Annotated in this window: 23 protein-coding genes; 7 read left to right on the top strand and 16 right to left on the bottom strand. The window is 37.0% G+C overall.

All coding sequences use genetic code 11. From position 1 onward, the window contains the following. Nucleotides 1–88: 88 nt before the first annotated feature. The 6 genes from RM706_RS03150 to RM706_RS03125 all read right to left on the bottom strand — a co-directional run bounded on the left by RM706_RS03150 (nucleotide 89) and on the right by RM706_RS03125 (nucleotide 7261). The gene (locus tag RM706_RS03150; protein ID WP_311349569.1) at nucleotides 89–592 is read right to left on the bottom strand and encodes an SRPBCC family protein; all 504 of its coding nucleotides are present in this window, start codon (nucleotides 590–592) and stop codon (nucleotides 89–91) included. Nucleotides 593–710: 118 nt separating this feature from the next. Further along, nucleotides 711–1583 (bottom strand): RNA polymerase sigma factor, encoded by an 873-nt coding sequence (locus RM706_RS03145; RefSeq protein ID WP_311349568.1) that lies wholly within the window; start codon nucleotides 1581–1583, stop codon nucleotides 711–713. A 207-nt stretch (nucleotides 1584–1790) separates the two neighbouring features. Then, nucleotides 1791–2426 (bottom strand): HAD family hydrolase, encoded by a 636-nt coding sequence (locus tag RM706_RS03140; protein ID WP_311349567.1) that lies wholly within the window; start codon nucleotides 2424–2426, stop codon nucleotides 1791–1793. A 225-nt stretch (nucleotides 2427–2651) separates the two neighbouring features. Next, entirely contained in the window at nucleotides 2652–3398 is a 747-nt protein-coding gene (locus tag RM706_RS03135; RefSeq protein ID WP_311349566.1) for a hypothetical protein, read from the bottom strand. A gap of 59 nt (nucleotides 3399–3457) precedes the next feature. Continuing rightward, entirely contained in the window at nucleotides 3458–4585 is a 1128-nt protein-coding gene (xerA, locus tag RM706_RS03130; RefSeq protein ID WP_311349565.1) for a site-specific tyrosine recombinase/integron integrase, read from the bottom strand. 447 nt (nucleotides 4586–5032) lie between these two features. Beyond that, entirely contained in the window at nucleotides 5033–7261 is a 2229-nt protein-coding gene (locus tag RM706_RS03125; protein ID WP_311349564.1) for a TonB-dependent receptor, read from the bottom strand. A 128-nt stretch (nucleotides 7262–7389) separates the two neighbouring features. Between RM706_RS03125 and RM706_RS03120 the strand changes: the two genes are divergently transcribed. Next, nucleotides 7390–8043: a metal-dependent transcriptional regulator gene (locus tag RM706_RS03120; RefSeq protein ID WP_311349563.1), complete on the top strand. Its 654-nt coding sequence runs from the start codon at nucleotides 7390–7392 to the stop codon at nucleotides 8041–8043. A 2-nt stretch (nucleotides 8044–8045) separates the two neighbouring features. Next, the gene (locus RM706_RS03115; protein WP_311349562.1) at nucleotides 8046–8867 is read left to right on the top strand and encodes a ZIP family metal transporter; all 822 of its coding nucleotides are present in this window, start codon (nucleotides 8046–8048) and stop codon (nucleotides 8865–8867) included. Here RM706_RS03115 and RM706_RS03110 read toward each other — a convergent pair. After that, nucleotides 8830–9402, bottom strand: a complete 573-nt coding sequence (locus tag RM706_RS03110; protein ID WP_311349561.1) for a Crp/Fnr family transcriptional regulator — start codon at nucleotides 9400–9402, stop codon at nucleotides 8830–8832. The genes RM706_RS03115 and RM706_RS03110 overlap by 38 nt on opposite strands. Before the next feature lie 115 nt (nucleotides 9403–9517). On the opposite strand from RM706_RS03110, the gene RM706_RS03105 reads away from it, so the two are divergent. After that, complete coding sequence (locus tag RM706_RS03105) at nucleotides 9518–10678, top strand: MFS transporter (RefSeq protein ID WP_311349560.1); 1161 nt, start codon at nucleotides 9518–9520, stop codon at nucleotides 10676–10678. A 46-nt stretch (nucleotides 10679–10724) separates the two neighbouring features. Continuing rightward, on the top strand, nucleotides 10725–11231 hold the full coding sequence (locus RM706_RS03100; RefSeq protein WP_311349559.1) for a Cif family virulence factor: 507 nt from the start codon (nucleotides 10725–10727) through the stop codon (nucleotides 11229–11231). Here the strand turns inward: RM706_RS03100 and RM706_RS03095 are convergent. The 9 genes from RM706_RS03095 to RM706_RS03055 all read right to left on the bottom strand — a co-directional run bounded on the left by RM706_RS03095 (nucleotide 11220) and on the right by RM706_RS03055 (nucleotide 16971). Continuing rightward, on the bottom strand, nucleotides 11220–11696 hold the full coding sequence (locus RM706_RS03095) for a hypothetical protein (RefSeq protein ID WP_311349558.1): 477 nt from the start codon (nucleotides 11694–11696) through the stop codon (nucleotides 11220–11222). The two genes, RM706_RS03100 and RM706_RS03095, sit on opposite strands and share 12 nt — an antisense overlap. Beyond that, nucleotides 11693–12046: an endonuclease domain-containing protein gene (locus tag RM706_RS03090; protein ID WP_311349557.1), complete on the bottom strand. Its 354-nt coding sequence runs from the start codon at nucleotides 12044–12046 to the stop codon at nucleotides 11693–11695. Before RM706_RS03090 ends, RM706_RS03095 begins: the two co-directional genes overlap by 4 nt. Nucleotides 12047–12205: 159 nt before the next feature. Continuing rightward, a complete protein-coding gene (locus RM706_RS03085) occupies nucleotides 12206–12964 on the bottom strand; it encodes an SDR family NAD(P)-dependent oxidoreductase (protein ID WP_311349556.1) in 759 nt (252 codons plus the stop codon). Between the two features lie 24 nt (nucleotides 12965–12988). Further along, the gene (locus tag RM706_RS03080) at nucleotides 12989–13744 is read right to left on the bottom strand and encodes a DUF6090 family protein (protein ID WP_311349555.1); all 756 of its coding nucleotides are present in this window, start codon (nucleotides 13742–13744) and stop codon (nucleotides 12989–12991) included. After that, nucleotides 13741–14469, bottom strand: coding sequence for a DUF6090 family protein (locus RM706_RS03075; RefSeq protein WP_311349554.1), 729 nt, complete (start codon nucleotides 14467–14469; stop codon nucleotides 13741–13743). Before RM706_RS03075 ends, RM706_RS03080 begins: the two co-directional genes overlap by 4 nt. 37 nt (nucleotides 14470–14506) lie before the next feature. Then, nucleotides 14507–15235 (bottom strand): DUF6090 family protein, encoded by a 729-nt coding sequence (locus tag RM706_RS03070; protein ID WP_311349553.1) that lies wholly within the window; start codon nucleotides 15233–15235, stop codon nucleotides 14507–14509. After that, on the bottom strand, nucleotides 15228–15974 hold the full coding sequence (locus tag RM706_RS03065) for a DUF6090 family protein (protein WP_311349552.1): 747 nt from the start codon (nucleotides 15972–15974) through the stop codon (nucleotides 15228–15230). Before RM706_RS03065 ends, RM706_RS03070 begins: the two co-directional genes overlap by 8 nt. After that, on the bottom strand, nucleotides 15971–16819 hold the full coding sequence (locus tag RM706_RS03060) for a tetratricopeptide repeat protein (RefSeq protein ID WP_311349551.1): 849 nt from the start codon (nucleotides 16817–16819) through the stop codon (nucleotides 15971–15973). Before RM706_RS03060 ends, RM706_RS03065 begins: the two co-directional genes overlap by 4 nt. After that, nucleotides 16819–16971, bottom strand: a complete 153-nt coding sequence (locus tag RM706_RS03055) for a hypothetical protein (protein WP_311349550.1) — start codon at nucleotides 16969–16971, stop codon at nucleotides 16819–16821. Before RM706_RS03055 ends, RM706_RS03060 begins: the two co-directional genes overlap by 1 nt. Before the next feature lie 118 nt (nucleotides 16972–17089). On the opposite strand from RM706_RS03055, the gene RM706_RS03050 reads away from it, so the two are divergent. The 3 genes from RM706_RS03050 (at nucleotide 17090) to RM706_RS03040 (ending at nucleotide 20082) form a co-directional block, all read left to right on the top strand. Continuing rightward, complete coding sequence (locus RM706_RS03050; protein WP_311349549.1) at nucleotides 17090–19126, top strand: S9 family peptidase; 2037 nt, start codon at nucleotides 17090–17092, stop codon at nucleotides 19124–19126. Between the two features lie 54 nt (nucleotides 19127–19180). Continuing rightward, nucleotides 19181–19588, top strand: coding sequence for a PH domain-containing protein (locus RM706_RS03045; RefSeq protein ID WP_311349548.1), 408 nt, complete (start codon nucleotides 19181–19183; stop codon nucleotides 19586–19588). 83 nt (nucleotides 19589–19671) lie between these two features. Continuing rightward, nucleotides 19672–20082, top strand: a complete 411-nt coding sequence (locus RM706_RS03040; protein WP_311349547.1) for a DUF2141 domain-containing protein — start codon at nucleotides 19672–19674, stop codon at nucleotides 20080–20082. The last annotated feature ends 2 nt before the right edge of the window (nucleotides 20083–20084 follow it).

Genomic DNA, 20084 nt, shown 5'->3' with positions numbered 1-20084 from the left:
ACGTACTTAATAATAGGTTTTTAATTTTCATTGTTAATGTTTTTTATAATTTACCTTTTGATACAGTATTAATTGATGTGTTACAGAATTAAGCTGCCTTCTTTCGATTTTTTGCCAATTCCTTCTGTTTATAATCGCTTGGATTACCTGTTTCAACGAATACTTTTAGGTCATCAATAACACCAGTTACTGTTTTGTTGAGTTGCATTTTCATCATTGGTCCCATAATAGCACCTTTAAAGCCTTTGGTCTGCATTTTTAAGTGGATACTCACAAGGGTTTCGTTTCCTTTTCTTTCTAGGCTCCATGTATTAACAGCTGAAGTGATAAAACCAGGAAACCCTTTAACGACTTCATACGCCAAAACATAATTTTTTGAATCGAATTTTTTGATGTCTTCCTGAATTGTTCCAAAGCCTGAAACTTCACAGGTTCTGTTGCTACATTCTGCCCCTTGAAACATTGGTTTTCCAAACCCTTCTGAATGAATTAACCCTCTTGCCCATTTGTAGGCAGTTGTAAATTGATTCCCCAACACTTCCCATACTTCTTGAATTGGACGATTAATTACGGTTTCTTTTTTTATCTCCATTTTGTATAAATTTTTAATTCGTCATTTTGATACAGAAAACTCTCTGGTGTTACAAAACAGAAAACAAAAAGCCCGTAATTTTCACAATCACGGGCTTTTTTATAAGTATTGGGCAATACTAGTTTAGCTCAAAAAAATCTAGTAATTCATTATTCCCAATAATTTCTTCAACCATGGTTTCTTTAGAAAAATCATCCTTCGCGGGAATATCTCGAAGTAATTCTAAATGCTTTTTATCTACAATTTCAGCAACCAACTCACTGTTCTGAAAAGCATAGTCCGCTACTTTGGTTTTGTAACCTACATTGAAAAATTGTTGGTCTTCAGTGAGATAACCATTTTTGTGCATAGTTTTTGCCTTTTTGCCACACCTGCAAGGGTTTTTCGGGTTCATCAGTCCGCATTTTTGTTGCATAAAGTTGATTAACTCCTTTCTTGCTCTGTGAAGCTTTACTCTATAGTTAGCTTTTGTAATTCCGAATATTTCAGAGCCTAAATTGTGGTCGACTCCGAACGTTTCTCCTACGATAAATAAAAGTCTTTGCTCCCTAGTAAGACACATTATCATACCTGATAGACAACGATATCTAAGCTCCTTTGCCAATTCCTCGTATTCCTTTTCTTCACTTACGTCTACGATTGCATTTTCAATAGAGTCAAGTCGTTTTCCTTGATTTTCAAAATCCGTGAATTGTTTTTCTCCTTTTCGTCTTTTGGATAACAAAAATTCGTTAAATACAATGCGATAGAGCCAAGTTCTAAATTGGCTTTCGAATTTAAATTGTGACAGCTTGGTTATTACCTTGATAAGTGCCTCTTGAGTTAAATCTTCTGCGTCTTGAGGGTCAAAGGTAAATTTCCATGCCACATTGAAAATATAAGGTCTGTGGATTTTTATGAGCTGATTCAATGCATCTTTGTTACCATTCAAAGAGGATTTCAATAGTTCTATATTTTTTTCCTCTGAATACTTATCTCCAAGTTGATTCATACGAGTTTTTTCTTGTTAGATACAAGAGTTGGATAGGTGTTACAAAGTTCGTTTTTAGGTTGTGCCTAACGGTCTCGTATAACCGTCAGTTACGGGTTAATATGCGTTAATTTTCGGTTTGGCACAGACGTTAGCAATTCCGAGTGGATTCGGACGTAGTCGAATCCGCCGTAATTGCGGTTATACATTGTTGCCATTAGTTATTTTTCAATTCAATAATTTGCATAATTCATTCATTTCCGAAAATACAATTGCTCCCTCTTTTCTAAATTCATCTTTGTTTTTCGGTGAAGCGAGTCCAAAGACGTCAAATCCGCCTTTAATTCCTGCCTTAACTCCAGCCAGACTATCTTCGATAACGGCGCATTCGTTGGGTTTGAATCCCATTTTTTTGGCTGCGTATTCAAATATTTCTGGGTTCGGTTTCCAACTTCCAATTTGATAGGAACTAAATATTCGGTTTTCAAATTTTTCCATCAAATTGGTTGTTGTCAAATTCAGTATTATTTTTTCTATCGGTCCACTTGAAGCTACGCAAAACGGAACTGAAATCCGTTCAAGTAAGTTGCGTACTCCTTTTACAGGTTTTAAGTCCGTTTTAAATGCTGAAAAAGTCCGATTTCGAAATTCCTTTTCGAATGTGTCAGGAAGTGGTTTTTCGATTCGTTTCTCTATATATTCAAAACAACTTTTCAGGGATTTCCCAGCAAAATTCTCAAGAGCGTATTCCGTTTTAATGTCTATTCCAATTTCTCTCGCCATTTGAATTAGAACTGAATTTGAAATTTCTTCACTGTCTACAAGAATTCCATCACAATCAAAAATGATACACTTATATTTCAATGGTTTTCAGATTTTTCATAATTAATGGCAACGGTTGAGCTATGAACAGTACGGGAGCAAACTAGCGTTTGCTTTCCGCCACGCACATAGCGAAATCTTTTGGTTTTGATTTATTTTTTTCTTGTCCAAAGCGAAATCCCAAAGATTTCGCGACTCTATAAAAATACACAAACCCTGGCGTTTAAGTCCGAAGCCCGTATTGTTTATAGGTTGTGTTGTACACCGTTATTTTAGCGTTCTCTTTGCGATTAATTTTTCAGTTCCATTTACGGTTTTGTACTTTTTTGTCCAAACTCCGTTTTTATTGTAAACGTATCTATACTTTTCTATTTCATGCAAAGATGGTCCTCCGGTTATCGGAATCGGAAAGGTCTTTTTTGGCTTATATTCCCGTCTGATTTCGGTCAAGTAATTTTTTGAATTATATTTATATCGGGTTGTTTCTAATTCCCGGACAAGGGAGTCTTGAGTGTTTTTGAATTCAGAATATGATGTTTCTTTTATGACATTTCCATTTTTATCATATTCGAAAACCTCTTTATAGGGAGAGAAACCAAATTCTTCAGTTCTCTCTAATATTCTTGGTTTGCCAAATTCATTAAAATCTGAAAATTTTTCAGTTGTTCCTAAAGTTTGTTTTTCAGCAATCAAACTATCTTGGATATAAACTAGTTTTATCTCAATCGTATCATTTATAACTCCTTCATTGATGTCAAATGTTCGTATTTCTCTAATCCTATTATTTTGTGAGTCGTAATCATATTGACGTCTACTTCTCAATTCCCTTTTGTAGTAACTCTCTTCATTGGTGACAAGTCCATTTGTCAAATTGCATTTTGTCCTCCATTTTCCAGATTCCAGATTTTTAAGCACATAGTAATCGTATTTTTTTAGTTCTTTCAATTCGTGCTGTTGACCAAATAAAGAACCTGTTGAAACTAGAATGATTAAAATTGGCAGAAGTTTTATCATAATGGTGTACAACAATTGGCTAAACATACTGGGGTACGTTTATTCCTTTTTTAGCATTACTAATCTAGTGGATTTTTAATGGTTTCGAAAGTGTTTGTAGCAACATGGGTATATATTTCAGTGGTTTTAGTTGAACCATGGCCCAATAGAACCTGTATTTGTCTTAAATCCGTTCCTGATTCCAATAAATGTGTTGCAAAGCTATGTCTCAATACATGTGGTGTAACTGTTGTTCGTATTCGTGCCTTTTCAGCGGCTAGTTTTACAATTTTTAAAACGCTGGCACCACTATATTTAATTCCTTTCTTCCCTTCGAACAAATACAGTTGGGGTTCATATTTTTTATAGTATCGCCTTAAATCTTTAAGAGCCGTTTTAGACAATAAGGTAAGTCTATCTTTGTTACCTTTTGAGCCTTTAACACGAATCAGCATTCGTATGCTGTCAATATCCCTAATTTTTAAATTTAATAGTTCACTACGCCTTAAGCCAGAATTATACAACAACTGTACAATACATCTATGCTTTATATTATTTGTGTTTTCAATAATGGACGAGATTTCTTCTTTTGAGATGACTTTTGGAAGCTTAGATTCTTTCCGAGGCCTCTCAATCTCAAAAAAACGGTTGGGCATCCCTAAAACCACTTCATAGTAAAATTTTATGGCATTGATAGCCTGGTTTACATAAGAGTTGGAATGCTTTTTTTGAATAAGACTTTGGAGAAAAGCCCTAATGTCTCCTTCATCCAACTCTTTTAATTCCTTATCCTTATGGTAATTGATAAATAGTTCAAAAAATGTGACATAGGTTTTGACCGTGCTATTGGCGTAGCGTTTTAATTCCAGTTTTAACAAATACTCTTCGGGGCAGAGCCTATATTCTGGTGCGGTCTTCCTTTTTCTAAACCACTCTACATCAATAGTCTCGTTACCGGTATGGATAGGCTTATTGGTCAAAAATCGATTATAGTTTATCCAAACGAGGCCCTTAAATGTTGTAAAGATTATTCCAAGGTTGGTTTTGGTGTTCGGAATGTAGGCCATGTTATATTCTTGACTCCACTTGGGGCCGGGCAGACTTTTAATTAACCCTTGAATCAACTTATCTGGCGAAAACTTAATTCCTATCATCTTTTGATTCTTTATCATAAGATGATATAGGGTTATTGATTTTAATGAATTCATGTGACAAGTTTAGCTATGTTTAAAGTATAAAGCGGTATATTAAGTCTATAATATGCGTTTACAAATGACTAATATTAAAACTTGTCCAGTATGTGATACTTCTCTAAAGGGAAGATCTGATAAGAAATACTGTTCTAAAAAGTGCAAATCCATCGATCAATATGAGAATCGACAAAAAACTGAGGGATTTTATATTAAGGTTGATCGGCAATTGAAAATAAACCGAAAGATTTTAAAACGATTTAATAAATCGGGTTACACGGTCATTCGAAAAAATGAACTTTTGAACGAAGGTTTCAACCCGAAGTTTTTCACTCATTATTGGAAGAACAAAAAAGGAGAGGTATATTTTTTTGTCTACGAGTACGGTTTTTTGAGTAAGAGTGATTGAGGAAAAGATAAATATGTCTTAGTCATTTGGCAAGATTATATGGAACACCTAAAAAACTAAAATACCGTATACCGCATTCCAAAGAAACCGCGAATACCTTGGTTTGGCCCGTATACGTAACTAGGGTCAAAAGTTAACGCAAATGGATTATTAGGCGTTGCTACAACATCACCATTATTGTCGAACTGTACATTGTTGTCAAAAGGATCGTTAGCTCTGGCTATGATAAAGGGGTTGCCCCGGTTTGGGGTCCAATTCAAAAGGTTTTTCACCCCTCCATAAAATTCAAAATTAGGCAGGCCTTTATAGGTAAACTGAATATTTTGAATACTCCAAGTGGGTGAAAATTCACTTCTTGGATCTAAGTCGCTAATTAAAGGCAATCGCATGGGGCCATATAAATTACCGGTATAATCAATACTTAAATCTAAAGAGCGAATGGCGTACGATACATTCCATGTGCCCGTAAAACGTTCGGTCAGTATTTGTTGGGTGGTAACTCCGTTTTCGGTCTGACTGACATCTTGGTAGGTTGCCCCTACCAAAAAGCGTAAACCATTGGGCAGAACTGTTTCTATATTGGCCGAAATACCTTGCGAAACAGATTTACCATCTAGATTGTCATAAATAATCTGATTGGGGTCGGTGTCGTAATCAGGCAATATTTGATTAGAGAAATTAGTGTAAAATGCAGAGGCATCAATACTAATAAAAGTACCATTATCGGCATAGATCTTTTTAAGATAGTTCAGGTTGATGTTGGTTGAGCGTTCTGGGTTCAATGCCTCGGTTATGATCACATCACGTGCACCGGTTAATGCAGCATGGTCTTCGGTAAATAAATTCACTACTCGAAACCCTGTACCAAAATTTGCTCTAAAAATATCATGATTCCCAATTTTCCAGCGGTAAGCGGCCCTAGGGGTAAAAATGTTTCCGTGGCGACTGTCGTAATCGTAGCGTAAACCCGCCAATACCGAATGCTTTTCAGCAAACTTGTACTCATCTTGCACAAATAAACTTGGTATGAAGACCTCATCAGCTTCATTGCCCCTTAAATTGGCAGTGGCTGCCGTATCGTCATCATAATAATTATATCGCACAGCACTACCAAAAAGTAAATCGTGTTTGCCCAAGGTTTTATCCCAGGTCAATTGACCAAAGCCAATACGCTGGTCAGCCAGGTAGGGGGTGTTTCCGTATACCGAATTTTGATTATGGTCATTATATGAAAAAGACAATAGCATCTTTTCCTCAAATGGCAATTCATATTGCCCTAAAACCTCCCATCTTCTAGTGTAAATACTTTCCCCATAAATTTCATCACCACCTCGAAACTCTGGCGTCCATTGCAGCTCTCCGCCCCATCGGTCTTCATAGAAAAATCGCCCGGCCAGCGTAAAGAGTTTTGAGTTGTCACGCTTAAAATTCCATTTTTGAAAAACCGAAATACGGTCTTGTAGGGTAAGGTCTGTAAAATTATCACCATTGTTATCAATAAGCTGGTCGTACTTAAAATAGTTTACACCAAGTAACATATCAACTTTTTTGCCTAGCGCTGCTTTGGCACCAACATCAAGGTTATATTCGCCCCATCCTGTAGCAAAAACATCAGCAAAAATTTTCGGCGCTTCCAATGTACTTTTAGTGATAATATTGATAAGACCGCCCACGGCCTCACTACCATAGAGTGTAGAAGCGGGACCCTTTACGATTTCAATCTGGTCAATTAATGAATTGGGTATGCCAGATAGCCCATAAACAGTTCCTAACCCACTAACAATGGGCATGCCATCAATCAACACCAAGGTATAGGGCCCTTCTAATCCGTTAATATGAATATCGCCAGTATTACAAACGTTACAATTAATCTGTGGCCGCACCCCATTCACATTTTGCAAGGCCTCAAAAATACTTGGCGTTGGGTTCTTTTTTAAAAATGTAGGTGAATACACTTCAACAGGTACAGCACTTTCTAAGCGATTTACCGCTTTTAAGGTACCGGTCACCACCATTTCATCTAAGGCTTCTGCCGAAGCAGTTAACTCAATATTCAAGCTTACAACTTCATCTTTGCCAACTAAGAAAGAAGTCCTAAAAGTCTCGTAACCAATGGCCGAAGCTATCAAAACATATTTACCTGGTTGGAGTGAATGAATACTATAATTTCCATCTTCGTCAGTAGCAGTGCCTTTTTCTGTTCCTTTCAAATAAATATTGGCAAATGGCACAGGAAGATCACCATCAGCAACAACACCCTTAACGGTTGCTTTTTGAGCATTCATGAAGGTTATTGAAAATAACAGTACGGTAAGTAGTAAGCGTTTCAATTTGTATTTGCTGAAATTAAAATTTAGACAAATCTAAAAATTTGTTTTTATAAATAAAAATGTATTTTTGAAAAAATAATTTTTTGACACGGGCAGAAGAAAACTATATCAAGACCATATTTCACTTGGGCGGTAATCAATCACAATTGATCTCTACAAATGCGATTGCTGAACAGATGGCCACAAAACCTTCTTCAGTTACTGATATGGCCAAAAAATTGGCAGAGAAAGATCTCTTAAATTATGTGCGTTACCAAGGGGTTTCCCTTACCGATTTGGGAATAAAAACAGCCCTGTCAATTATTAGAAAGCACCGTCTTTGGGAAGTGTTTTTGGTGAAAAAGCTTGATTTTTCTTGGGATGAGGTACATGAGGTAGCCGAACAATTAGAACATATAAAAAGTGAGAAGCTTATTGATAAGATAGATGAGTTGCTCGATTTTCCAAAATACGATCCGCACGGAGACCCTATTCCCACTAAGAATGGGGAGTTTTCTGAACGTGACAAACAACTTTTGAGCGAAATGCCCATACCGTCATCTGGTGTTTGCGTTGGGGTGAAAGATACCTCGGCCGCCTTTCTAAAATTTTTAGATAAGCACCACATAGCTCTAGGGCACGAGATTCATATTCTTGAAAAAGAAGCTTTTGATGATTCCCTTCGGATTAAAATTGGGGATAAAGAGCTTCAAATTTCAAATCAAATTGCGACCAACCTGTATGTTAAAGTAGAATAACCATGGAACAAGTCATTACCTATTTTGAATCTATTAATCCAATTTTAGCAGCATTTTATGCCACCCTTTTTACTTGGGGTTTGACCGCTACCGGTGCGGCGCTTGTTTTTTTCTTTAAGAACCCAAGCAGGGCCGTTATGGATGCTATGCTTGGTTTTACCGGTGGTGTCATGGTTGCCGCCAGTTTTTGGAGCCTTCTGGCACCAGGTATAGAAATGAGTCCGGGCGAAGGTTTTGTAAAGGTGATTCCCGCGGCAGTGGGCTTTCTATTGGGAGCATTTTTTCTTTTTGGTTTAGATAAGGTTTTACCGCACTTGCATTTAAATTTTAAAGAGAGTGAAGCTGAAGGGATCAAATCGCCTTGGCACCGAACAACTTTGCTTACGCTCGCGATTACATTGCATAATATTCCTGAAGGATTAGCTGTTGGGGTGCTCTTTGGTGGGGTGGCCGCGGGTTTTGATGGAGCAACCATAGGTGGTGCGGTGGCGTTGGCCTTAGGAATTGGCTTGCAGAACTTTCCGGAAGGATTTGCCGTTGCTATGCCCTTGAGAAGACAAGGATTGACCCGAAGAAAGAGTTTTATGTACGGTCAGGCTTCCGCTTTGGTGGAGCCCATAGCTGCAGTCATTGGAGCTTGGGCCGTAATTACCTTTCAGCCCATATTGCCCTATGCTTTGGCTTTTGCGGCCGGTGCGATGATTTTTGTAGTAGTGGAAGAGGTGATACCCGAAACCCAACAAGACAAACATTCAGATGTTGCTGTGCTTGGTTTTATCGGGGGTTTTATTGTGATGATGACCCTTGATGTAGGGTTGGGGTAGTGTCTAGGGTTGGTAGTACTCTATTCAAACTTCTAACGGTTATTCCCAAATAGTTCGCAATGTCATTTTTCGATATTTTTTGAAACAGATTAGGAAGTTCGTTAAGCAGCTTTCTCAATTTTTTTTCAATCGCATGAGACTGGTTGTAAGAATGTCGAAGGGCGGTATATTTAATTTTTGAGGCCATTAACTGAAGAAGCAAGGTGTTAAAAACAGCATCTTCTTTTAATAGTTGGTTAAAAGTCTTTTTCGGAATTTTAAAATAGGTAGTGGGTGCTAAGGCTTCAATGGTACAAAAGCTAATTTCATTCGTTATCAATTCTATTTCTCCAAAAACTTCGCCTGCTCCAAAAAATTCTTGAATAAAATCATTTCCCGTATCCTCGGTGAGGTAACATTTGGCCAGACCATTTTTTATCAAATAGATGGATTGCACATTCGTTTTTTGGCTGATTATTTTTTCTCCAACTACGGCCTCGTATTCTGTAATCGAGTCATTTGACCCCGATGCTTTTAATTTAACGATATAGTCCAAAAAAGTACAATTAACACGTATCATTTTCTTTGTGGGACAAATGTCCTTTTAAGATTCAAAAAACAGTATTTTCTTTATCCAATTCTTATATTCTAGCAAGATACGATTACTTAAAATGAAAAAGAACCACCCTATTTACAATCTGCGATTTGGTCTATTATGTTTAAGTTCTTTATTTTTTTCTAGTAGCTACAATATGCTTATACCTGAACTGCCAGGTTATTTGTCTAGCCTTGGGGGATCACAATATATAGGGTTTATTATAGCCCTATTTACCCTAACCGCTGGCTTATCTCGACCATTTAGTGGGTTGCTAACAGATAGTATTGGCAGAAAACCTGTTATGATTTTTGGTGCGGTAGTTTGTGTTGTTTGTGGTTTTCTTTATCCCGTTTTGATTACGGTAGGGGGCTTTTTGTTCTTACGCTTAGTTCACGGTTTTTCTACAGGTTTTACCCCAACGGCCATAGCAGCTTATGTCTCAGATATCGTACCTGCCAATCGTTGGGGGGAGGCTTTTGGTATACAAGGTGTTTTTTTTACAAGTGGTTTGGCCTTAGGGCCAGCTATTGGAAGTACCATTAAGCTTTATTATTCATATGAGATATTGTTTTATAGCTCTTCGGTCATGGCATTTTTGGCCATGGTATTAATTCTAAAGCTTCATGAAACCCTTAGTGAACGAGCTCGTTTTAGAATGGATATGCTCAAAATCTCGCGAAAAGATATTATTTCCATCGATGTCATAAAACCGGCTACAATTACTTTTCTAGCCTATTTTGCATTTGGTATGATTCTAACATTAATTCCCGATTGGAGCGACTATTTAGGTTTTCAGAATAAAGGAAGTTTTTTTATATCCTTTACGATAGCATCACTTACAATTCGTTTTTTGGCAGGTAAAGCCTCTGATAAAATGGGCCGAAAATTCGTTGTAATTATAGGGTTAATGATTTTGTTCGGTTCACTTTTGTTAATGGGTATTCTTCAAACAAAATTTGGCCTGTTATTCGCGGCAAGTATTTATGGACTGGGTATGGGAATTTTGTCTCCAGCATTAAATGCTTGGACGGTGGATTTGAGCCCAAAAGAACAGCGGGGCAGGGGCATTTCTACCATGTTTATAGCTTTAGAGGCAGGCATTGGTTTGGGAGCATTATTTTCTGGATGGTATTATCAAAATAGCTATGAAAATATTCCTTTTACCATGTACGGTTGTGCCATAATGGTTTTATTGGGGCTGGTCTTTTTACTATTTAAAAAAGAACAGCATTGAAAAAGTTCGATTTATTGTCAGAATCAAATAATACTATATTTGTCACATGAGACAACTTATAATTTTTTCCATTTTAGCGATTTCATTCAATACGAGTGCCCAATCGGTTCAACTACTCCAAAAAGAAATTGACAGTACTATTTGGAAACCCTTTCAAAAGGCGTTTGAAACCTTAGATGGAGAAGCTTTGAATGCTACTTATGCCGAAGATGTGCTAAGGGTTACCCCTGAAGGTATTGATACTGAGAATAGCTTTAAAGTTAAAAATTTAGAACGATTTGTGCAGAATAAAAAAGAGGGTATATCCATCACTTTAGATTTTTGGTTTGATAGCCGACGTACAAATGAGACCACCTCTTATGAAGTGGGGTTTTATAGAATTGGTTTTAAGAATAGCAAAAATGAAACCACGTTCAGTTATGGTCAATTTCATATTGTGCTTGAAAAGTTGGATGGTCAATGGAAGATTACCCAAGATTGGGATACCAATATTATAAAGGGCAAGTCTATTGGTGAAGCAGATTTTAGTATTAAAAGACCTTTAAGGTTTTAATTCTTCTAAAAGCAATCCATAGTCATACTGTAAATCTTCATGCAACAGACCAATCTTTTTTTCAAGATAGTCCACTTGGCGTTGGTATAAATTCATAAGGGTGGTGTTTCTTTTTATGGAAGGATTAAAATCACCAAGTTTTTCACAGAAATAAAGTAAAAGAGCTACCTCAGTTTCTTTGTTGCCAGAATATCGAATATATTTTTTGAGCGTCCTTAAAATCTTTCGCGCACTCTTTTTGATGTAAAAAAAACTATTGGTATTGATGAGTTCAAACTGTTCGTCGACTTCTGCTTTAACCGTTTCTATATAACCAGCTTCACTGTCAGATTCAAACAGAAGATAAGTCAACAATTCTTTATTCTCTTTCTTGAACCGGGCCAGTCGCAGACATAATTGTAATAGTTCATCCGTATTGCGATGTTGTAATTCTTTTTTGAGTTGTGAAACCGTTGCTGCTTTCATTTGAAATGTTCTGTAATTTCTTGTAAAACTGAGGATAAATTTTCGAAGACCATCCTGTTTTCAAATCGTAGCACCTTAAAACCTAGATTTGTTAAATAAGAGTCTCTTTTTTCGTCTTTTGCCGCTGCTGTGTAATTCAGATGCACTTGGCCATCCAGTTCTATGATTAATTTTTCTGAAGCACAGTAGAAATCAACAATGTATCTATTTACACTGTGTTGTCTTCTGAATTTTCTTCCCTCTAACTTTTTATGTTGAATTTGTTTCCAAAGGTAGGCTTCGGCTGGGGTAAGTTTTTTTCTCAGGCTCTTACGGTTATTCTTGAACTCAGGTCTATTATGTTTTTTCACAATGTCAAGTTAATGTTTTGTAGCTCCTTCCCTTATCAAGGGAAGGTGTCTAGGCTTGGCCTAGACGGAAGGGATTAATTCTTGGGTAACTACCCTTTCCGTCTTCTTCCGCAGGAAGAATCCACCTTTCCCTAACCAGGGAAAGGAGTTTTTTAGAAATTAGCTTCTTAAATAACTCGCCCCATTCACATCTATAATGGTGCCAGAAGCATACTCAGCCCCTTCTGAGGCTAAAAATAATACGGCATGTGCCACTTCTTTTGGTTGTGCCATGCGTTGAAAAGGAGATTCTCGCAATAGGTTTTCACGTTCTGCAGAGGTTAGGGTGACAGCCGCCATTTCAGTTTCTGTAAAACCAGGCGCTACCACACCAACATATATTTTATAAGGAGCTAGTTTTTTTGCCAAAGATTGACTCATGGCATTCATGGCAGCCTTACTAGCACCATACGCTGGTTTGGTGGGTTCACCACGAAAAGCTCCTCTTGAGGACACGTTGACAATGCGTCCTCCTCCAGATTTCATCATGGCTTGTGCTGCCCAATAACTGGTGTTGGCGACAGCAAAAAGATTGGTTTTAAAAGTATTCTCCCAGGCATTGGTCCAGTGCTCAAAATCTACTTCGTCAATATCATGAAAAATAGAAATTCCAGCATTGTTCACCAAAATATCTAACTTACCATAATGTGAAACGAAATCTTTGATAAGAGCTTCGGTTTCTTCTTTTTTTGATACATCATATTTGAAAAGGTGATGTCCATTGCCTGGCAATTCAGCACAGGTTTTTTGTGCTTGTTCCGTATTACTCCTGTAATTGATACCTACGGTAGCTCCCTTCTCTGCAAAGGCTAGGGCCGTGGCTTTACCTATACCTCGCGAAGCACCGGTTATTAATACTTTTTTATTATTAAAGTTCATTAGTTATGTTAAGTGTTTGCATTGTCACTGGTTCTGCATGCTTGTAAGTGTTTCCATGATTGCTTTGTTTGCCATTTGTGCACGGTTCAAAGCTTCCCATTGATTACGTACCAACCATTGCATACTTTCAAACGTAGCGTATGTTTCCTTCTCTTTGAACACTGCCCTAAAATCAGTATCGTTAAGCTCAAAGTCTTTGGGGTAAACCCCCATATTTTTCATAATCAAATTGGTAGAGCCTAATTTTTTTCTGAATTCCCATACACTGCCTAGATAGACCATATTTCCAGAGATATCTTGGTGCAGTTTAAACCAGTCGTAATCGTCCTTAAATTGAATGTATTGTGAAAGTAGTGTCTCATTTTCCAATAAGGCAATATTTCCAGTAGAAACTGCTGTTTCGTATGAAGACATTGCTGGTTTAAAATTGGCCACTTGAAAAATATAGCTGCTATAGATTTTTAAAGTGTCCCTAGAAATAGTTGTATTGTCTCTACTTAGTATTTTAAGAAAATGGGATAATTTTTGATTGATATCACTGGCCATCTGCAATCCGAAGTCCAGTCGATTATCAGTTGTGAGGGCATCCGAATGTAAAGCTGCGATTAACTTTTCCCGCTGATTTTCAATATTGAGATCTTCATTCCAATTATTGATCTGCAGAGCAATTAGAATTCCGATAACAACAAGGATAATTTCACCAATGGCGTATAGGAGGTATTTGCTGAACTTGTTTTCGGAAAGTAATTTTTGACGGATACGGCGGAAGAGTTTGATCATTGTTCTAATCTTTCAAGTTCTTGGTCAATTTCTTGTTTTAATTGCACAGCACGCTGTTTTATACCTCCCCAGCGGATCATCTGTTCTTGGTTGCTCCCAAATTTTAACAAGACCATTTTCCAATAGTCCTTGTTATTGGCCAACTGACGAAGGTCCATTTTTTTTAGAGGGGAGACGGCACTCATGTTCATTTCTAACATTTCCAGGCCTTCTTGGTGAAGGTAAACATGTTCCACCAACAATGGAGTAATGAACTCATCGGTAATTTGTCGGGTCGTACCATCGGTATAGGTCTCTTTGGCATTGCGGTAATAATTAAAGACATTTTGCCGTAGAGATTCATTTTGAATATAACTCATATGGCCAGATGAAACGGCCTCGTCAAATATGCCACTATTACTCTTAAAGTACTGGTCGACTACAAATTCGTAGGATTGCCTGATAAATTGTAACGAACGGACACTATCTGGAGATTTTAACTGTTGTACCAAACTGTCCAAACGACCAAGTCGCTCCCTTGAAAGATTGGTGTTGTTCTCTATTTGTAGGATATCTAAAGCAACATCATTGACCAAATTACCGAGCAGGATACGCTCTTTTTGCCGTTCTTTTTGGTGTTCGCTATAATTATTTATCTGTAGCGCGATTAAAATACCGATAACCACAAGAACAATCTCCCCGATTGCGTAAAGCAGATATTTAGAGAAATTGTTCTCTAGAAGCATTTTTTTACGGAATTTTCGAAAGAATTTTATCATTTTGTTATTCTTCGGATGAAGAGACTTTGGTCAACAGTTTGTCCATCTCAGAGATGGTCTCTTTATAAAGACCATTAAGTACCGTTGCCATATGCTTTTGATTACCTACAAGGTTTAAAAAAAGTTGGTCGTACATGAGTTTGTCATTGGTTTCTTTGTCAATAAATGGATTTTGTAATGATAGTTTATAAAATGGCGTTTCTGATTCAAGATAATTAATGAACTGCAATTGACTGTTCTTGCCTAAGGACTCATACTCTCTCAGATACTTCAGTTTGGCTACCCAGTTGACCATTGATTTTCTTATGGATTCATTTTGGATCAATGCCAAATCACCAGAACCAAAAATATCGTTTATGGTTCCTTCTTGGCTTAAAAAGATAGTATAGTTGGCAGATTCCATAATTAAATCTTCGACCATTTGAAAATCTTCTATGGTTATCTCTCCGACCGCGTAGCGCAGTAGGGAATCAGTAGCTGAAATGGTGAACCCTGATTTTTCAATAACGCGTTCCAGTTCACTTAGGTTTACCTCAATGTCATTTTGAAAGCTTCTTAAATAGAGCTGCTCTTTAGCACGTTCGTTTTTATTGGTGCTCCACGCATTGATTTGAAGTGCTAATAGAATACCGATAACCACAAGAACGATTTCTCCGATGGCATAGAGAAGATATTTCCTGAACTTGTTTTCAGCTAATAGTTTTTGACGGATATGGCGAAAGAACTTAATCATCGGTCTTTGATTCAGTTAGTCTAATAATATCATTGATCATGTTCACAATACCTTCTGCTTTCACTGCGGATAAAACGTTTTGTAAATCTCCGGTTCTTTGGTAGATAAAGTTTCTATGTCGCTTGCTAAATAACGCTTTTGTATTTTCGGGGTCATCATCTTTGTTGGGGTCAAAACTCGCTCTTGCCCAAGGCCCATACTCATAGAATATAAAATTCATTGCAAGTTTCTCTTCCTCCAAATAATCATTTAGAACATCCTTCCATGAGATGAGGTTTCTCCTTAGCGTATCGTTTATTATCAAATCAAAGGAAGAAGAATTCAAGAGTGCTTCTACGGTGCCATTTTTAGGATTAAAAGATTTATTTCTCCAAATCAAATCATTGTAATACTGAATACTGTCAGCAATTTTGTAATTGGTCTCCGTTCTTTTCGGATTTTCAAAATCAAAGGCTTTTAAAATTTCCGATAGCCTCGAACCTGCATGAAAGTTAATTTTGTTGAAATCAATAATGGAATCCAATTGTTCTTTATTCGATTTAAAATCTAAATTAATTTCTTTTAAAAAAGCACGCTCTTTTTCTTCTTGCTTTTTCTGTTCGTTCCAATTATTGATTTGAAGCGCAATCAAAATACCAACGACGACCAATACTATCTCGCCAAAGGCATATAATAGGTATTCTCTAAACGTTTTTTTAGCAAGTAGGTTTTTGCGGATTTTACTAAAGAATTTGATCATGATTTTTTCAATATTTTTTTAAGTTCTTGCCGTAATCCCATTGCGATAAGGTGATTGGTATCTTTTTTTATTACTTGATCAATTACATTTTGTGCTTCTTGAATACTATCTTGTTTTTTTAAGATTTTAGCACGTAACACTAAAGCAATATTGTATGTAGTATCAGTTTGTATGGCTTCAAGTTTTTTTAAAAGTTCCACTGTCTTTTTTAGATTTCCCAATTCGAGCTGCAAAGAAGCTTCATATGCTATAAAAAAACCCAGTTCCATTTGTTTAGAAGTGGCTAATGTTTTTAATGAATCTAATGCAGTCTGCGCTCCATGATTTAAATGTAATACCTCAATATATTCCGCTTTGAAATAATTGTCTTTGGGATGTTTTTGAGCAAAAATCCCAAAATTGTTTTCTGCCAATACCCATCTATTTTTATGAAGTTCTTTGGTATTTTTTAGGCCTTGACCTCTATTGTTGGCCGCTATAAGGCTTAAGATGTTAACATCGAGCAGTAGGCGTTCATCGTCTTTAACCTTATGTTTGATTTTTTGGAGTTCTTTCAAAATTTGTTGTCGTTCTTTTAAATTACGGGTAATACGCCCTACCATGCTTTTTCCAAGCGCCCAGTTAGGGTCTAAACTGTGCGCTTTTCTAAAAGCTATTTCTGACGCTGTCCAACGGCCATAGTCCATAATTTCTTGCCATCCTTTTTGAAAATACATGCGAGCACTATCGTTTTTTGTACCATAATCAAAGCCTTTAGAATTACTATTTTTGGCGCAATTGGTTATGGTCAATAAAAAGAAAACAAGTACTGGCACTAATAGTAGATGTCTGTTGTTTTTTGGCACTAATCTACGGTTAAGGGTTCGTCTTGATTTATAGTAAAGTCCAATCTTGAATTCACCGAGAACTTACTTTGCATTTGCATAATATTTAGGGTAAATAGAGCGATCAGTATATCAGGAATACCTATCAGTCGGACAGTTTTTATCTTTTTCAACTTCATAAGTGATTGGCGGAATGGTTATTGCTTTAAAGATAATTGATAAAGTTTAAGAATAGATGTTTTAAGTGATTTCTGCATTAATTATCTTTAGAAGATTATTAATTACATAACCATGAATAAGCTTCCTGTATTTATTTTATTATGCTTGCTAACATTAAATGGGCAAGCCCAAAAAACAAACTTCTCTTACCTAGATGTTTTTGATTTACAATACGTTTCAGACCCTCAAATTTCACCAAATGGAGAATGGGTAGTGTATCGTCGAATGGGTTTTGATGTGATGAAAGACCGTAGTTGGGGTAACCTTTGGTTGATAAAAACCAACGGTAGCCAACACGAAAAATTGACATCTAGGGAAGTGAGTGAGAGTAGCCCAACATGGTCGCCAACAGGCGATAGAATAGCATTTAGTAGCAGTACCGATGAAGGTGCCGAAATTTATATATATTGGTTGGGCTCTGGTAAACTTGCCAAAATTTCGCAATTACCATTTAGCCCAAGCGTTTTGACGTGGTCGCCAGATGGAAAACAACTAGCATTTTCTATGAATGTGGAAAAATCTGCCCCTGTAATAGCCAAGATGCCCAAAAAGCCAAAGGGTGCTAAATGGGCAGATCAACCTAGAATTACGGATAGGGTATACCATGAAGCTGATGGCAGAGGCTATATAAAACCAGGTTTCAACCATATTTTTACCATCCCCGCAGATGGTGGTGCGCCCAGGCAAATAACTTCTGGAGATTGGCATCATAGAGGAACACTGTCTTGGTCTAAAGATGGTTCTAAGATTTACTTTTCAGCAAATAGAGTGGATGATTGGGAGTATCGTTTTCGAAATAGTGAAATTTATTCCGTTGCCGCAAGCAGTGGTGATATTGTTGCCTTAACAGATAGAAATGGGCCAGATTATAGTCCTCAAGTTTCACCCGACGGAAAATATATTGCCTATTTGGGCTATGAAGATAAAGTACAAGCCTACCAACTAAGAAAATTGCAGATAATGGATGTAGATGGCAGCAATAAAAGAACCATCTCTAATGCTTTGGACCGTTCTATTTCTGGTATTCGTTGGGATGCAAAAAGTGGTGGGCTCTATTTTAATTATGATGATAAGGGCAATGGAAAGATTGGACACGTTTCGCTTTCAGGGAAAGTAACAAAGCTTGCTGATAATAGGGGAGGAACGACACTGGGCCGTCCATACGGAAGTGGTTCGTATAGTGTTTCGTCCAATGGAACCATCGCTTACACGCATTCAAGACCAAATTATCCAGCCGAGTTGGCCATTCTTGGTTCCAAAGAAAAGAAACCAAGAAAAATAACCAGTTTAAATAAGGCATTACTCGATTATAAAACACTAGGCAAAGTAGAAGAGGTATGGTATAAATCTTCTTTTGATAATCGTGATATTCAAGGTTGGGTGGTTTACCCGCCAAATTATGATGCTAGTAAAAAGTATCCGTTCATGGTTGAAAACCATGGGGGGCCAATTTTAAATTATGGAGACAGATTCTCAATAGAAATGCAACTCTACGCTTCAGAAGGGTATATAGTTTTTTACCCCAATGCAAGGGGTAGTACCAGCTATGGTGAAGCGTTTGGGAACCTTCTATACAACAATTACCCCGGTCAAGATTATGATGATACTATGGATGGGGTTGACCATTGCATAAAAATGGGAATTGCCCATGAAGACCAATTATTTGTTACTGGAGGCAGTGCTGGGGGCATTATGGCAGCATGGATGATTGGAAAAAACAATCGCTTTGAGTCTGCCGTTGTCGCCAAACCAGTTATGAACTGGATCAGTAAAACATTAGTTGCAGATAATTACTTTGGGTATGCAAATTCGCGCTACCCTGGTCAGCCTTGGGAAAATTTTGAAGGGTATTGGAAATTTTCTCCCCTTTCACTTGTTGGTAATATAGAGACCCCAACAATGGTGATGGTCGGCATGAACGATTTGCGTACCCCTCCAAGCGAAGCCAAACAACTATATCATGCTTTAAAATTGAGAAAAATTGAGACTGTTCTGGTGGAAATACCAGGAGCTAGTCATGGTATTGCGAGCAAACCGAGTAATTTAATTACCAAAATCGCACATACGGTCACTTGGTTTGATAAATATCGGAGTGATAAAAGGGAATAAAGTAACTGGTGGATTCTAGTATTTCTCTTTGCTATATGTTGAATAAAGTTTAAAATGAAAAGAAAAAACTGGTTTTGGAATATTGTAATAGTATTAACCTTTGTTGGTTGCATTCTGGCTTTTGTCTTGCATTATAAAAACTGGTCAAAGTTTGAGGAGGGAAGTTTTCAGATAGCCTCTGGTATTTACAAACAACGAATACCAGTTGAAGAGATTGATGAGGTTCTTATGGTTCAAAAACTACCAAAAATGCAGCGTAAAAATGGCTTTTCTTGGTTGGCAAAAGAGAAGGGGGTTTTTATAGATTCTTTGACCCAGAGAAAAACCTATGTGTTTGTCGATGACTTATGGCAACAAAAACTACAGTTAAAACACCATGATTCTCTAGTATTGTATTTGAATTTTACCGATAGCTTAAAAACACAAGAAGTATTCGATAAATTGAGCTTGGCTATTAAGTAAAATGACAAGGTCTTTTTATCTTTGTCAATCATACTATTTCATCGACAAAAGAGTTTTAAATAAGTATTGTTAATCAGTGTGCTATGAAAATTAAGCTTCTTACTTATTTTTTTCTTTTTTCAGCACTTTGTTTTGCTCAAAATAAGATTACGGTCAATATAAAAGATGTACCTTCTTCAAAGGGTAAGGTTAGCGTAGCGGTATACAAGAGTGATGATTCTTTTTTAAAGTTTGACCAGGTTTTTGTATCGGGCACTGCAGAGGCCATCGAAGGTACTACCATAGTAGAGGTCAAAGAAGTACCCAATGGCGAGTACGCAATAGCCCTTTTCTATGATGAAAATGGTAATAATGAATTAGACACCAATTGGCTTGGAATACCCAAAGAAAAAGTAGCGTTCTCAAAAGCTAAAATGAGAGCTTTCGGGCCACCAAAGTATAAAGACTGTGCTTTTAAGGTTTATGAAGATACTGCCATTAGTATTTCACTTTAATA

The organism is Croceitalea rosinachiae (assembly GCF_031846445.1).
In the GTDB taxonomy this organism is placed as follows: Bacteria; Bacteroidota; Bacteroidia; order Flavobacteriales; family Flavobacteriaceae; genus Croceitalea; species Croceitalea rosinachiae.
This window is presented reverse-complemented; position numbering and strand designations above follow the sequence as displayed.